Source organism: Staphylococcus sp. 11511212 (assembly GCF_011394755.1).
GTDB lineage: Bacteria > Bacillota > Bacilli > Staphylococcales > Staphylococcaceae > Staphylococcus > Staphylococcus chromogenes.
The window spans coordinates 112,998-126,841 of the sequence record NZ_JAANBQ010000012.1 but is presented as its reverse complement, the minus strand read 5'-3'; the positions used below and the strand labels follow the sequence as shown (position 1 = coordinate 126,841).

At 39.1% G+C, this 13,844-nt stretch carries 13 protein-coding genes; 4 read left to right on the top strand and 9 right to left on the bottom strand.

Translation table 11 applies throughout. The features are described 5' to 3' along the window. Window positions 1-38: 38 nt before the first annotated feature. The 9 genes from ilvA to ilvD are packed head-to-tail and all read right to left on the bottom strand — an operon-like array spanning window position 39 to window position 10,851. Window positions 39-1,307 (bottom strand): threonine ammonia-lyase IlvA, encoded by a 1,269-nt coding sequence (ilvA, locus tag G8Y84_RS09265; RefSeq protein WP_105996943.1) that lies wholly within the window; start codon window positions 1,305-1,307, stop codon window positions 39-41. A 13-nt stretch (window positions 1,308-1,320) separates the two neighbouring features. Next, window positions 1,321-1,893: a 3-isopropylmalate dehydratase small subunit gene (gene leuD, locus G8Y84_RS09260; RefSeq protein WP_037575623.1), complete on the bottom strand. Its 573-nt coding sequence runs from the start codon at window positions 1,891-1,893 to the stop codon at window positions 1,321-1,323. A gap of 1 nt (window position 1,894) precedes the next feature. Further along, the gene (gene leuC / locus G8Y84_RS09255; RefSeq protein ID WP_037575626.1) at window positions 1,895-3,265 is read right to left on the bottom strand and encodes a 3-isopropylmalate dehydratase large subunit; all 1,371 of its coding nucleotides are present in this window, start codon (window positions 3,263-3,265) and stop codon (window positions 1,895-1,897) included. A 3-nt stretch (window positions 3,266-3,268) separates the two neighbouring features. Beyond that, a complete protein-coding gene (gene leuB / locus G8Y84_RS09250) occupies window positions 3,269-4,318 on the bottom strand; it encodes a 3-isopropylmalate dehydrogenase (RefSeq protein ID WP_165806321.1) in 1,050 nt (349 codons plus the stop codon). Then, window positions 4,315-5,850 carry a 2-isopropylmalate synthase gene (locus tag G8Y84_RS09245; RefSeq protein WP_105963418.1) on the bottom strand — a complete coding sequence of 512 codons (1,536 nt, stop codon included), beginning with the start codon at window positions 5,848-5,850 and terminating at the stop codon, window positions 4,315-4,317. Before G8Y84_RS09245 ends, leuB begins: the two co-directional genes overlap by 4 nt. Before the next feature lie 32 nt (window positions 5,851-5,882). After that, window positions 5,883-6,902: a ketol-acid reductoisomerase gene (gene ilvC, locus G8Y84_RS09240; protein ID WP_084276051.1), complete on the bottom strand. Its 1,020-nt coding sequence runs from the start codon at window positions 6,900-6,902 to the stop codon at window positions 5,883-5,885. An 18-nt stretch (window positions 6,903-6,920) separates the two neighbouring features. Beyond that, window positions 6,921-7,394 (bottom strand): acetolactate synthase small subunit, encoded by a 474-nt coding sequence (gene ilvN / locus G8Y84_RS09235; RefSeq protein ID WP_037575637.1) that lies wholly within the window; start codon window positions 7,392-7,394, stop codon window positions 6,921-6,923. Then, on the bottom strand, window positions 7,391-9,145 hold the full coding sequence (ilvB, locus tag G8Y84_RS09230) for a biosynthetic-type acetolactate synthase large subunit (protein WP_165806320.1): 1,755 nt from the start codon (window positions 9,143-9,145) through the stop codon (window positions 7,391-7,393). Before ilvB ends, ilvN begins: the two co-directional genes overlap by 4 nt. Before the next feature lie 17 nt (window positions 9,146-9,162). Beyond that, a complete protein-coding gene (gene ilvD / locus G8Y84_RS09225; RefSeq protein WP_165806319.1) occupies window positions 9,163-10,851 on the bottom strand; it encodes a dihydroxy-acid dehydratase in 1,689 nt (562 codons plus the stop codon). Window positions 10,852-11,271: 420 nt separating this feature from the next. On the opposite strand from ilvD, the gene tsaE reads away from it, so the two are divergent. The 4 genes from tsaE to tsaD are packed head-to-tail and all read left to right on the top strand — an operon-like array spanning window position 11,272 to window position 13,829. Then, window positions 11,272-11,721, top strand: coding sequence for a tRNA (adenosine(37)-N6)-threonylcarbamoyltransferase complex ATPase subunit type 1 TsaE (gene tsaE, locus G8Y84_RS09220; protein WP_165806318.1), 450 nt, complete (start codon window positions 11,272-11,274; stop codon window positions 11,719-11,721). Next, window positions 11,714-12,379, top strand: a complete 666-nt coding sequence (tsaB, locus tag G8Y84_RS09215) for a tRNA (adenosine(37)-N6)-threonylcarbamoyltransferase complex dimerization subunit type 1 TsaB (RefSeq protein WP_037575648.1) — start codon at window positions 11,714-11,716, stop codon at window positions 12,377-12,379. The genes tsaE and tsaB overlap by 8 nt, the downstream gene beginning before the upstream one ends. 11 nt (window positions 12,380-12,390) lie before the next feature. Then, a complete protein-coding gene (rimI, locus tag G8Y84_RS09210; protein ID WP_371874997.1) occupies window positions 12,391-12,813 on the top strand; it encodes a ribosomal protein S18-alanine N-acetyltransferase in 423 nt (140 codons plus the stop codon). Next, window positions 12,810-13,829, top strand: coding sequence for a tRNA (adenosine(37)-N6)-threonylcarbamoyltransferase complex transferase subunit TsaD (gene tsaD / locus G8Y84_RS09205; protein ID WP_037575654.1), 1,020 nt, complete (start codon window positions 12,810-12,812; stop codon window positions 13,827-13,829). The genes rimI and tsaD overlap by 4 nt, the downstream gene beginning before the upstream one ends. Window positions 13,830-13,844 lie beyond the last annotated feature (15 nt).

The following is a 13,844-nucleotide window of genomic DNA, read 5'->3' as shown; positions in this document are numbered from 1 at the left end:
AACCCCAAGTACACGATGTACTTGGGGGTTTTTTGATTTTATATGAGTAAGGAATAAAGCATTTTGTTTTCATTAATATAAATGTGTTTGGGGTCAAATTGATGGATATGGTCTTTTAATTGAGCCAAATCTTCATGAAATTTCAGTTGGATGCCGATGATGACGGTACCTGTATTTTGTGAAGCTTTTTTAAGATATTCAAATTTTGTGATGTCGTCATTGGGTCCTAAGACCTCATTGACAAATTGTTTTAATGCGCCCGGTCTTTGAGGGAAGTTTAAAATAAAATAATGTTTCATTTCTTCATATAAGAGTGAGCGCTCTTCAATTTCTTTCATTCGATGAATATCATTGTTTCCACCACTCACAATACAAACAACATTTTTACCTTTGATTTGAGTTTTATATTGTTCTAAAGCACTGATACTTAATGCCCCAGCAGGTTCTGCGACGATGGCTTGTTTAGAATACATATCTAGAATAGTAGAACAAACAGCACCTTCATCAATTTGTACATAACCGTCAAGAAGAGATTTACATATATTAAATGTATGTCTTCCTACCTTTGCCACAGATGCACCGTCAACCAATTTATCGATATTTTCTAATTGGACAATACGGTTTTGCGATACGGATTGAAACATACTGCTTGCGCCTAATGGTTCTACACCTATACAACGTGTTGATGAAGAATGTGCTTTAAAGTAAGTAGAGACACCTGACATTAAACCTCCGCCTCCAATCGCTCCAAATACATAGTCAAAGTGAATAGCATCGTCATTGGCCTGGGCAAATATTTCTTTAGCTATAGTTCCTTGTCCAGCAATTGTATCAAGGTTGTCAAAAGGATCGATAAAGGTCATATTGTGGGCTTCGGTATATTTTAAAGCTTCTGTTAGACAGTCATCAAATGTATCACCGACGAGTTTAATCTCAACATTATGATTTCCAAAAAAAGTGACTTGATCAATTTTTTGATTGGGTGTTGTAATCGGCATGAAAATCACAGCTTTTAAATTTAATTGACGGGCAGTATAGGCGACCCCTTGTGCGTGATTTCCAGCGCTTGCACACGTGATTCCTTTTGCTTTTTGAGATGTATTAAGAACGGCAATGGCATTATAGGCTCCCCGTAATTTGAATGAACGGACCCATTGTTGATCTTCACGTTTCAAGTAGACGTTGCATTGATATTTTAATGATAAATAAGGGTCACGCTCAAGTGGTGTTTGTTTCACCGTGTCTTTTATACGTAAAAAAGCTTCATCTATTTCTTTTGAACTTAATGTGGGTGTTGTCACTGACATACCGTTCACTCCTTTAGTGGTTGAGCTCATAGGCTTCAATTTCTTTTTCGTGAGATAATGTCATGGCAATGTCATCAAGACCATGCAATAATTTATATTTCCATTGTGCTTCAATATCAAATGAAAACGTATGGGCGCCCGCTATTATTTTTTGATTAGGCAGATCAATCGTAATATCACCTTTTTGTGCGATAATTTGTCGTGCCTCATCCTCCATTCGAATAGGTAATAGGGCGTTTTTCGTACAATTCATATAAAAAATATCACTAAAACTTTTAGCAATTATCACTTGAAATCCAAAATCTTTGAGTGCCCAAGCCGCGTGTTCTCGACTTGAACCACAGCCAAAATTATCTCCGGTGACAAGTATTGTAGCGTCACGGTAGGCTGATTGATTTAAAATAAACTCTGGATTTTCTTCTCCGTTTTTTAAATAACGCCACTCATCAAATAAATAAGGACCAAATCCAGTTTTTGTAATGCGCTTGAGATGAACTTTCGGGATTATTTGGTCTGTATCGATATTGTCATGGAACAAGGGGACAACTTTACCTGTGAATTGGGTTATTGGTTGAATCGTTGTCATTTTATTTTGCCACCTTTCTAACGTCAACGAAGTGCCCATGAAGGGCTGCGACTACTGCCATTGCTGGCGAAACGAGGTGTGTCCGTGCACCTTTACCTTGACGTCCTTCAAAATTACGATTGCTCGTTGAAGCGCAGTGTACGCCATCTGGTACTTGGTCAGGATTCATGCCCAAGCACATACTACAACCGGGTTCACGCCATTCAAAACCAGCTTCTTTAAAAATACGATCGATACCGAGGGATTCTGCTTGTTTCTTAACTTGCCTAGATCCTGGTACCACGATGGCTGTGACGTTTGGATGGACTTTTTGTTTTTGGATATAGCTACTTGCTTCAATTAAATCTGACAATCTTGCATTAGTACATGAACCTAAAAAAACATAGCCTAAAGGGATATCTGAAGCATATTGACCTGGTTTTAAGTTCATGTATTGGTAGGCACGCGCATCATTTTGATTACGTATTTCAGGAAAAGGTGTTGTGACACTGACCCCCATTTCAGGATTTGTTCCCCAGGTTACTTGAGGTTCAAGGTTTGAAACGTCCAGGGCGACTGTTTTATCAAAATATGCATCATCATCACTATATAAACTGTCCCATTGCTCTCGTAATGTTTTGCTATCTTTGAAGTAGGGGCGTCCCTTTAAATATTCATAGGTTGTCATATCTGGACGAATTAAACCATATTTTGCACCAGCTTCAATTGCCATATTACAAAGGGTCATACGTTCTTCCATAGAAAGTGTATCGATGGTGTCACCAGTAAATTCTAAAGCATAACCCGTTCCGAAATCGACGCCATATTGCTGAATTAAATATAGAATAATATCTTTCGCATAAACCCCCGTCGGTAAAGTGCCGCTCACTTCAATTTTTAAGTTCTTCGGTTTGATTTGCCATAAAGTTTGTGTTGCAAAAACGTGCTCTACCTCACTTGTTCCAATTCCAAAGGCGATAGCGCCAAAGGCACCATGAGTGGCTGTGTGGGAATCGCCACAAACCACCGTTTTTCCTGGTTGTGTTAATCCCAATTCCGGTCCGACCATATGTACAATACCTTGTTCATCTGATCCGATATCAAAGAGTGTGACATCAAATTCTTGACAGTTTTGTTGGAGTGCGTGAATTTGTTGATTCGCAATATCATCTTGAATATTGAAAATGTCTTTAGTGGGTACATTATGATCTAATGTGGCAAATGTTAAATCTGGACGACGTAAAGTTCTATGATTTAACCTCAGTCCTTCAAAAGCTTGTGGGGAGGTCACCTCATGAATAAGATGTAAATCGATATATATAAGTTGAGGTTCTCCTTCTTTTCCAGTGATGACATGGTTTGCCCAGAGTTTGTCAAAAAGTGTTTTGCCCATAAATTACGCCTCCTTAATATACGTTTTAATGCATTCGAATACTTCAGTTGTCGTTAACGTCCCGCCAAGATCAGGTGTTGTGCTTCGTTGAGAAATGAGGTGATAGACACATTGTTCTAAATACTTTGCGACCTCATATAATTGAAAAGATTCTTTTAAACATAAAGCTAATGATAAAACCATGCCAAATGGATTGGCTTTGTTTTGTCCAGCAATATCAGGTGCGGAACCATGAATAGGTTCATACAAAGCAAGTCCTGCTTGATTTATACTTGATGAAGGTGATAGCCCTAATGAACCGGGTAACATAGAAGCTTCATCACTTAAAATATCGCCAAAAAGATTTTCAGTTACGATAACATCAAATTGTTGCGGGTTTTGAATGAGTTTCATGCTACAAGCATCGACTAGTAAATGCTCAAGCGTTACATCTGGATAAAGGCAGGCCACTTCTTCCATCGTTTGGCGCCAGAGTTTACTGCTTGCTAAAACGTTTTCCTTATCTACGGATGTCACCTTAGTTCGACGGGATTGTGCAAGCTGAAAGGCGACATGTGCAATGCGTTCAATTTCTGCTTTTGTATATTCAAGCGTATCTCTCGCATAGGATGGTTCTAAACGACGTGGTGAACCAAAGTAGATGCCTCCCGTCAATTCTCGTACAATAATAAAATCTGTGTCTTTGACGATATGAGATTTTAAAGGTGAGAAGGGGATCATCTCTGTGGTTACTTTTGTAGGGCGAATATTGGCAAACAAGCCAAGTTCACTTCGTAATTTTAATAGCCCTTGTTCCGGACGAATTTTACAGTTTTGCCATTTAGGCCCGCCTATCGCGCCTAAAAGAATTGCGTCCGCAGATTGACATGCTTTTAACGTATCATCTGGAAGTGGACTTTCTGTAGCATCAATGGCACTTCCTCCGAGTATATGTGTTTCAATTTGATATGAAAAGTGAAAGGTTTCTGCTAATAAATTAAGAATGTCTAATGTCCCACGCATTATTTCCGGTCCAATACCATCACCAGGGAGTGCGACAAGTTTAAACGTCATGTTGCGTCACCTCGATTCTTCTCCTGCAATGCCATTGCTTTAGATGATGCTTCAACATAGGCTTTACAAGAAGCATAGAGAATATCATGATCGAACCCAACGCCATGGAACGTTTGATTTTGGACTTGAATCGCTACACGTACTTCAGCTTGAGCATCTATGCCTTCATTAATGGCTTCTATTCGATAATCTGTTAATTCAGGATGTATCTCAAAAATTCGATCGACGGCATTATATATCGCAACGATAGAGCCTGTCCCAATACACGCATCTTGATACGTTTGTCCAGTTTTATCTTTCAATACAACAACTGCACTTTGTAAACCTTTGGATACAAACTGTAATTGAAGCGTTTCTAATTGATAATAAGATTGTAATTCGTGTGCGGTGCCTTGTACGAGTGCATGAATATCTTGATCAGTCACTTGTTTTTTCTTATCTGCAACTTGTTTAAAAGCTTGAAATAGCACTTTTTGGTCTTCGGCTTCGATGGTGTAACCCAGTTGGCTAAGTTTTTCTTGAAACGCATGCTTACCCGACAACTTTCCTAAAGGAAGCTCAGTATGTTGAACACCGACTAATTGAGGGGTCATAATTTCATAAGTTTCGGGATTTTTAAGAAATCCATCTTGATGAATGCCTGATTCGTGACTGAATGCATTTTTACCCACGATGGCTTTATTACGTGGAACCGCAAGACCTGAATATCGAGAAATCAAATCTGAGGTCGCTTTCGTAAGATCAAGTTTAATTTGTGTTTGAGATGCATAATGATCTTGACGTACATAAAGCGCTAATGCGATTTCTTCCAGCGCCGTATTTCCAGCACGTTCTCCAATGCCGTTAACGGCACCTTCGATTCGTGTAGCTCCATTTTCAATGGCAGAAAGACTATTTGCAACGGCAAGACCAAGGTCGTCGTGACAATGAGCACTGTAAATAATTTCAGTTTCTGAAATAATAGATTCTCGCAAAGCTTTAAAAATATGACCATATTCATTTGGATAACTGTATCCCACAGTATCCGGTATATTAATAACTGTAGCTCCAGCATTTACAGCTGTTTGAACACTTTCGATTAGAAAAGGTAAGGGTGTTCGTGTGGCGTCCTCTGGTGAAAATTGCACAACATCAAATAATGACTTGGCATAGGTGACATGTTCATTAATCGAAGCTAGCACCTCACTTTCGGTCATATTCAATTTCGATTCCAAATGAATCGGGCTTGTGGCAATAAATACGTGTATGGAAGGGTGGACGGCCTCTTTTGTGGCTTCATAAACAGCGTCAATATCCGCTTTGTAACATCTTGCCAATCCAGTGACGGTCGTACGTTTGAGTATTTGTGAAATGGCTTTAACAGATTCAAAGCTGCCTAGACTAGAAGCGGGAAATCCCGCTTCAATGACATCCACACCCCATCGTTCTAGTTGCTTTGCAATCTCTAAACGCTCGTCAAATGAAAAACTGACGCCAGGGGTTTGTTCACCATCTCTTAGAGTAGTATCGAAAATTTGAATATGACTTGTCATTAGGAACAACTCCTTTGATGTAGAGTGAAATATTATTTTTGAATTCGCTTTTGTTTAATAAAGGGCATCATCTCACGTAAAGATTGTCCCACTTCTGTAATCGGATGGTTTTGTTGTTGCTCTCGTAACGCTTTAAATTGTTCAAAATCATTTTGGTTATCTTTAATAAAGCGATCGCTAAATGCGCCTGATTGAATATCTTTGAGAACAGCTTTCATATTGGCTTTGGTATCATTGGTAATTACGCGAGGTCCAGAGACATAATCACCGAATTCTGCAGTATTTGAGATGGAATAACGCATATTTTCTAATCCACCTTCATACAATAAATCCACAATTAATTTCATTTCATGGAGGACTTCAAAATAGGCGATTTCTGGTTGATAGCCTTCTTCCACTAAAACTTCAAATCCACTTTGAATTAAACGTGTGACACCTCCACAAAGTACAGCTTGTTCTCCGAATAGATCGGTTTCTGTTTCTTCTTTAAATGTTGTTTCTAAAACCCCAGCACGTGTGGCACCAATCCCTTTTGCATAACTGAGCGCAATCTCACGCGCTTGACCTGAGGCATCTTGATGAACAGCAAATAGTGCTGGCACTGCAGAACCTTCTTGGAAAGTACGTCTCACAAGATGTCCAGGTCCTTTGGGTGCGACTAAAAATACATCGATATCACTAGGAGGTTGGATCACATTAAAATGAATGTTAAAGCCATGTGCAAACGCTAACGCATTATGTGATTTTAAATGAGGAAGAATTTCTTTTTCGTAAATATCACCTTGAATTTCATCGGGTAAAAGTACCATGATGACATCTGCTTGTTCAGTTGCTTCACTTATGGGAAAAACGTCAAAACCATCTTCTTTCGCTTTGTTAAATGATTTGCCTGGACGAATACCAATCACAACATGATAACCATTGTCTTTTAAATTTTGCGCGTGTGCATGGCCTTGAGACCCATAACCAATAATCGCAATCGTCTTACCTTGTAAAGCATCATTTTTAATGTTTTGATCGTAATATACGTTTGTCATAATAGAATCCTCCAATTTGTGAATTAATTTTGTTTAAACAATATTCGCTGTTCCTGTGCGTGAAACTTGTTCGAGCTCTAATGATGATAATTCATTTAAAAGTTGATCTAACATAAGTTGAGGACCAATGGCCTGTAAGTACATCGCATGATCATCTTCTTTTAAAATGGAAACAAGCGCATCATAAGAATGGAGTGTTTTTTCGAATGCCATTTTATCCTCAGGAACTTTTAATTTTATGAGTAGTAATTCTCTGTTAAAGGTATTGGTTTCAGTAATATCTTCAACAAGAAGTGTATTTATTTGTTTTTTTAACTGTTGAATAATCGTACGTGTGACTTTTTCGTTAGGAACTTCTGCGACAAATGTAATCTCTGTTAGGCCTTCTTCACGTGTGGGGCTAGCTGAAATATTTACGATGTTAAATTGGCGTCTTACGAATAAACTAGTTAATCGATTCAACGTGCCTACTTTGTCAAAGACTTTTAATTTAAATGTACGCCTCATAACAACCCCTCCATTTCGTGATTTGCTTTTCCACTAGGAACCATTGGTAGTACCGGTTCAGTAGGGGAGATTCTAATTTCTATAAAAGCAGGGCCATCGTATTGAAACGCTTCATCTAATGTTGTCTCCAAATCATTCGTGTGCTCTATTAAATAAGCCTTAACACCGTATGCTTCAACGAGTTGAATAAAATTGGGTTGATCATTAAACACAGAATGAGAAAAACGCTGTTTGAAAAATTTATCTTGCCATTGTTTTACCATCCCTAATGTTCCATTATTGATGAGTACAACTTTTATATTGAGTTGATATTCTTTTAAAAGTGCCAATTCTTGATTCGTCATTTGAAAGCCACCATCACCTACAAAAGCGACAACTGTTGATTGAGGAGAAGCAAATTGAGCCCCAATCGCCGAAGGAATTCCGAATCCCATTGTGCCTAAACCACCGCTTGTGATAAATTGTCCGTGGGTTCTAAAAGGATAAAATTGTGCAACCCACATTTGGTGTTGTCCGACATCTGTCGTCACGAGGGCTTCTCCATTTGTAAGTTCTCCAATATATTCAATCGCGCGTTGAGGTTTACTTAATGGCGTATCTTTCTCTTTTGAATATTTAAAAGGGTGTTTTTCTTTATTCTGTTGCACTTGCTTTAGCCATGCCTCGTGTTGAACTGTTGAAAACGGTAAGTTTAACAACTGGTCTAAAACCGCTTTAACATCTGCTTCAATGCCTAAATCAGTGTCGATGATTTTATTGATTTCTGAGGGATCAATATCTACGTGAACAATCGTGGCATTTGGGGCAAAATTTTCTGGATTACTTGCCAAACGATCATCAAAACGAGAACCTAAATTGATGAGTAAGTCACAATCTGTAAGCGCCATGTTACTTGCATATGAGCCGTGCATGCCACCCATTCCTAAAAATAAAGGGTGTTCATAAGGAATCGCACCTAAACCGTGTAAAGTCGTGACAACAGGGATTTTATGACGCTCAACAAATGTAAGTAAAGCCTTATTTGATTTAGAAAACTGTACGCCAGCCCCTGCTAAAATGAGTGGCTTTGTAGCGTGTTCTAAATACTTTTGTAATTGGTTGATGTCATCTTGACGTGGCGCGTAATTCACTTGATAACCTGGTGTTTCAACAATCGCTTCATGAGGGCTATCCGTTGAGAGCACGCCCATATCCTTTGGAAAGTCAATCACGACAGGGCCTTTCCTTCCAGAATTCGCAACGTAAAATGCTTCTTTGACTATTTTAGGAATGTCCTTAACGTCATTCACTTGGTAATTATGTTTGGTAATGGGTGTCGTCATAGAAAGTAAATCAGCTTCTTGAAAGGCATCCTTACCAATGCCTGGTGTAGCGACTTGACCCGTAATAACTACGAGAGGTAAAGAATCACTATAAGCATCGGCGATTCCTGTGAGTGTGTTTGTTGCCCCTGGACCACTCGTAACAACGACAACGCCGGGTTTACCACTGACACGGGCATATCCTTCAGCTGCATGAACTGCACCTTGCTCATGACGATAAAGAATATGGGGGATGCGCCCCTCATAAAATGAATCGTAAAGGGGAAGAACAGCACCTCCAGGGTAACCAAAAATATAGTCTACATTTTCCTCTAAAAAAGCATCGATAAGTAATTCTGTTCCTGACTTTAAGGTGGTTGGTTCAAATTCTGTGTTAGACGAATATGACTCAAATTCAATTGTGTCTATCACGTTTTTTTGATTAACCATAGAAATCCCTCCAATTTTTAAAGTAAGTGCTCGGGAACTTGCATAACACCGCCCGTATTTGCACTCGTCACTAATGCGGTATAGCGTGCAAGATATCCTGTTTTGACTTTCGCTTTAAATGGCTGTTGTGACGTGCGACGTTTTTCTAACGTTGTTGAGTCGACATGAAGTTCTAAACGACGTTGTGTTAAGTCGATAGTGATGTCATCGCCATCCTTTATAAGGCCAATAGGTCCGCCAGAAGCGGCTTCAGGTGAGATGTGACCTACTGCAATTCCACGTGTGGCTCCAGAAAAACGACCATCTGTAATTAAGGCGACCTCTTTTCCTAAGCCACGCCCCACAATAGATGAAGTAGGGGCTAACATTTCTGGCATTCCAGGCCCCCCTTTAGGTCCTTCATATCGAATGACTACGACATGGCCGGCACGGACCGTGTGGTTGTCAATGGCTTCAACGGCTTCATCATGACTATCAAAACAAATAGCTTTTCCTGTAAATGTTTTGATTTCTGGGTCGACTCCACCAACTTTAATCACAGCACCATCTGGGGCAATATTGCCATAGAGAATAGATAAACCGCCTTCTTTGTCATAAGGTCGATTTAGAGTTCTAATGACATCTGTATTTTGAATGGCTTTGCCTTCGTTATTTTCACGTAATGTTTGTCCTGTCACTGTGATACGGTCAGCATTTAAAACATTTTCTTTTTTTAACAATTCATTGATGATAGCAGGGACGCCACCCGCAAGATGTACATCTTCCATAGAATAAGAAGAGCTTGGTGCGATTTTAGAAAGGTACGGTGTTTTTTGAGCAATTTCATTAATACGTTCAAGGTCATAATCAATGCCAGCTTCATTAGCAATCGCTAACGTGTGTAACACTGTATTTGTGGATCCGCCCATCGCCATATCTAAGGCGAATGCATCATCAATCGCTTCTTTGGTTACGATATCTCGTGGTTTTAAATCATTCTTTACATTTTCTACGAGCTGTTTGGCGGCGCGTCTAATCAGTTCTCGACGTTCATCGCCGACTGCTAATGCTGTTCCGTTATAGGGGAGGGCTAGTCCAAGGACTTCCATTAAGCAATTCATGGAATTTGCGGTAAACATGCCTGAACATGAACCACAAGTGGGGCATGCATTTTGTTCCATTTCTAAAAATTCTTCTTTTGTCATGTGGCCTTCTTTAAATGCACCGACAGCCTCAAACATTGAAGATAGGGTGAGGGCTTTCCCTTGAGAAGATAACCCCGCCTTCATAGGTCCACCTGAACAAAAGACAGCAGGTACATTGGTTCGTACTGCAGCTAATAACATGCCGGGTGTAATCTTGTCGCAATTTGGGATATAGAACACCCCATCAAACCAATGCGCATTGATGACAGTTTCAGCAGCATCTGCAATGATTTCTCTACTTGGTAAAGAATAGCGCATGCCAATATGACCCATTGCAATTCCGTCATCCACCCCAATCGTATTAAATTCAAACGGAATGCCACCTGCTTCTCTAATTGCTTCTTTAGCAATATCCCCGAGTTCTCTTAAATGAACATGACCAGGGACAATATCTATATAAGAATTACAAATCGCAATAAATGGTTTATTCATATCTGTAGGTGATTGGACTTGACCTGTGGCGTGTAAAAGGCTTCGTGCGGGTGCTTGATGATCACCTTTTTTTATTTTGTCACTTCTCATAGAATGACCTCCCTAAATCGATTTGAAAATAAAAAAATGCGCCCCAATTTTTAATTGGGACGCATCGTTTAAGTCCCATTCAAGTAGAAATAGGACTTAAGTGATTAGTAAGAAAATTTACTAATACTCCAGTCCTGAGCGTAATAATAAAATAATGATATTTTGTTGTTGTTGGGCTGTTCCATTTGTGAATGACATAGTATTACGCTCCTCTCCTGAATGGTATGTAAGTCAAATTGTTTGAATTGAAAGAATTGTCTAAAAATTCATGTACCTAATTTACCGCATCTAAAAAAGGTTGTCAACAAAAAATTCGAAATTTCCGAAAATTTCCTTTGTTAATCGCTTAAGAACTCTATAGAGTCAGAGTTAAAAAAATTTGTTACAATAGATAAGAAAATTGTATCAGGAGTAAAATCAATGATAAAAATAATAACCTTAGATGACTTACAATTATTTGCTGAAAAATTGACGTCCCAATTAAAGCCAGGGGATGTCATCCTTTTAGAAGGTGATCTTGGTGCAGGTAAAACAACGTTAAGTCAAATGGTCGGGCGCGCTTTAGGTGTTAAACGTACCATCAACTCACCGACTTTTAATATTATTAAATCGTACCAAGGGTCGGATATGGCATTTCATCATATGGATTGTTACCGATTAGAAAGTTCTGATGAAGATTTAGGTTTTGATGAATATTTTGAAGACCATGCGGTGACCATGGTCGAGTGGAGTCAATTTATTCAAGAATACTTACCAGAGCATTGTTTGAAATTAATCCTTCGTGTGATGGAAGATGACGTTAGAACGATTGAAATTGAAGCTTCTGGAGAACATTTTAACGAAATGAAGGAGTATCTCGAACATGATTAGTTTACTTTTAGATAGTTCAAATCAACCTTTATCGGTGGCCGTGATGGAAGACGATGATGTATTGGCTTCAAGAACGAATGGCGAAAAAGTTAATCACTCTATTCAGCTCATGCCAACAGTAAAAATGTTACTAGAAGAAGCAAATCTTACGCCAAAACAATTAGACGCAATCATTGTAGCCAAAGGACCTGGCTCCTATACAGGCTTAAGAATTGGTGTAACGACTGCTAAAACGTTAGCGTATACATTAAACATCCCTTTGTACGGGGTCTCTTCTTTACAAGCTTTAGCTGCCACTATCGATGCACAAGAAAAAACGATTGTCCCGATATTTAACGCACGCCGTGGATTTGTGTTTGCGGGAATTTACCAATGGCAAAATGGCAAGTTAAAGGCAGTGATGGAAGATCAATATATTGCTTTAGAATCCTTACTGTCAAAACTTGATACTTATTCCGATGCCATTTTTGTTGGGGAAGATGTGCGTGTATTTGAAACTGAATTACAACCTTTTGACACCATCGCCAACTTACCGAAAGCAGAAACAATGTTTGCTTTACGGGGTGAAGCAGTGAATGTTCATACGTTTGTGCCATCTTATTTAAAATTATCGGAGGCGGAACAAAATTGGATGAAGCAACAATCAAGCAAGAATTAAATATTCGACGTATGACAGTGGCTGATGTGCCAAGTGTTTTTGAAATTGAACGTCTCAGTTTTAATGATAGTTCATGGACAAAAGAAGCCTTTTACCATGAAATCGAAGAAAATAATTTTGCGCATTATTTTGTTGTCGAATATGGAGATTTAATTATAGCGTATTTAGGGGCTTGGATCGTTGTAGATCAAGCACAAATCACGACGATTGCCGTTAAACCTGAATTTCGTGGCTACGGTTTAGGTCAACACTTATTAAAATATGTGATGAACTATTGTGCACAAGTGGCCAATATGATGAGTTTAGAAGTTAGAGTTGAAAATACTGTGGCACAGCATATTTACCAAAAATTAGGTTTTGAATATGGTGGGAAACGTGTTAATTATTATGGAGAAGGAGAAGATGCTTTAGTGATGTGGGTGAATCTAAAATGACTCAAAATACAAGAATTTTAGCAATTGAGACCAGTTGCGATGAAACAAGTGTAAGCGTGATCGATAATGGAACACAGCTCATCAGCAACAGTGTTTTAAGTCAAATCGATAGTCATAAACGATTTGGGGGTGTTGTACCAGAAGTCGCAAGTCGACATCATGTTGAAAATATGACTTTAATGATTGAAGATGCGCTACAAAACGCTGGATGTCATATGGAAGACATCGATGCGATAGCGGTGACTCAAGGGCCTGGACTCATCGGCGCCTTACTCGTAGGCGTGAATGCTGCCAAAGCGCTTGCATTCGCACATCAAAAACCATTAATCCCAGTACATCATATTGCAGGTCATGTCTATGCCAATCAATTAGAAGAGGGACTTCACTTTCCATTAATTGCCTTGATTGTCTCTGGGGGACATACAGAATTGGTTTATATGAAAAATCATCTAGATTTTGAAATTATTGGAGAAACGCGTGACGATGCTGTAGGAGAAGCTTATGACAAAGTCGCTCGGACTATTAATTTACCTTATCCTGGAGGTCCACATGTGGATCGTTTAGCTCATGAAGGGGAAGATACTTACGATTTTCCACGTGTTTGGTTAGAACAGGGAAGTTATGACTTTAGCTTTAGTGGCTTGAAAAGTGCTGTGATTAATAAACTGCATAATTTAAAACAAAAAGGTGAGACGCCTATCCCAGAAAATGTAGCCGCAAGTTTTCAAAATAGTGTTGTCGAGGTGCTTGTGGGTAAAGCTATCCGAGCATGTGAAGCTTATGGTGTTCAACAACTCATTGTTGCAGGTGGCGTGGCCAGTAATCAAGGATTAAGAGAAGCATTGACTCAAGCGACATCAGAAAAAGGCATTCAACTTACGATTCCTCCGCGTGCGCTCTGTACGGATAATGCGGCAATGATCGGAGCAGCAGCTTATTACATTTACCAAAAAGGCATCACCGCTGATTTAGATTTAAATGGAAAAAGTCAAATGGACATTGAAATGTATCGTTAAAAAAACACCGATGCA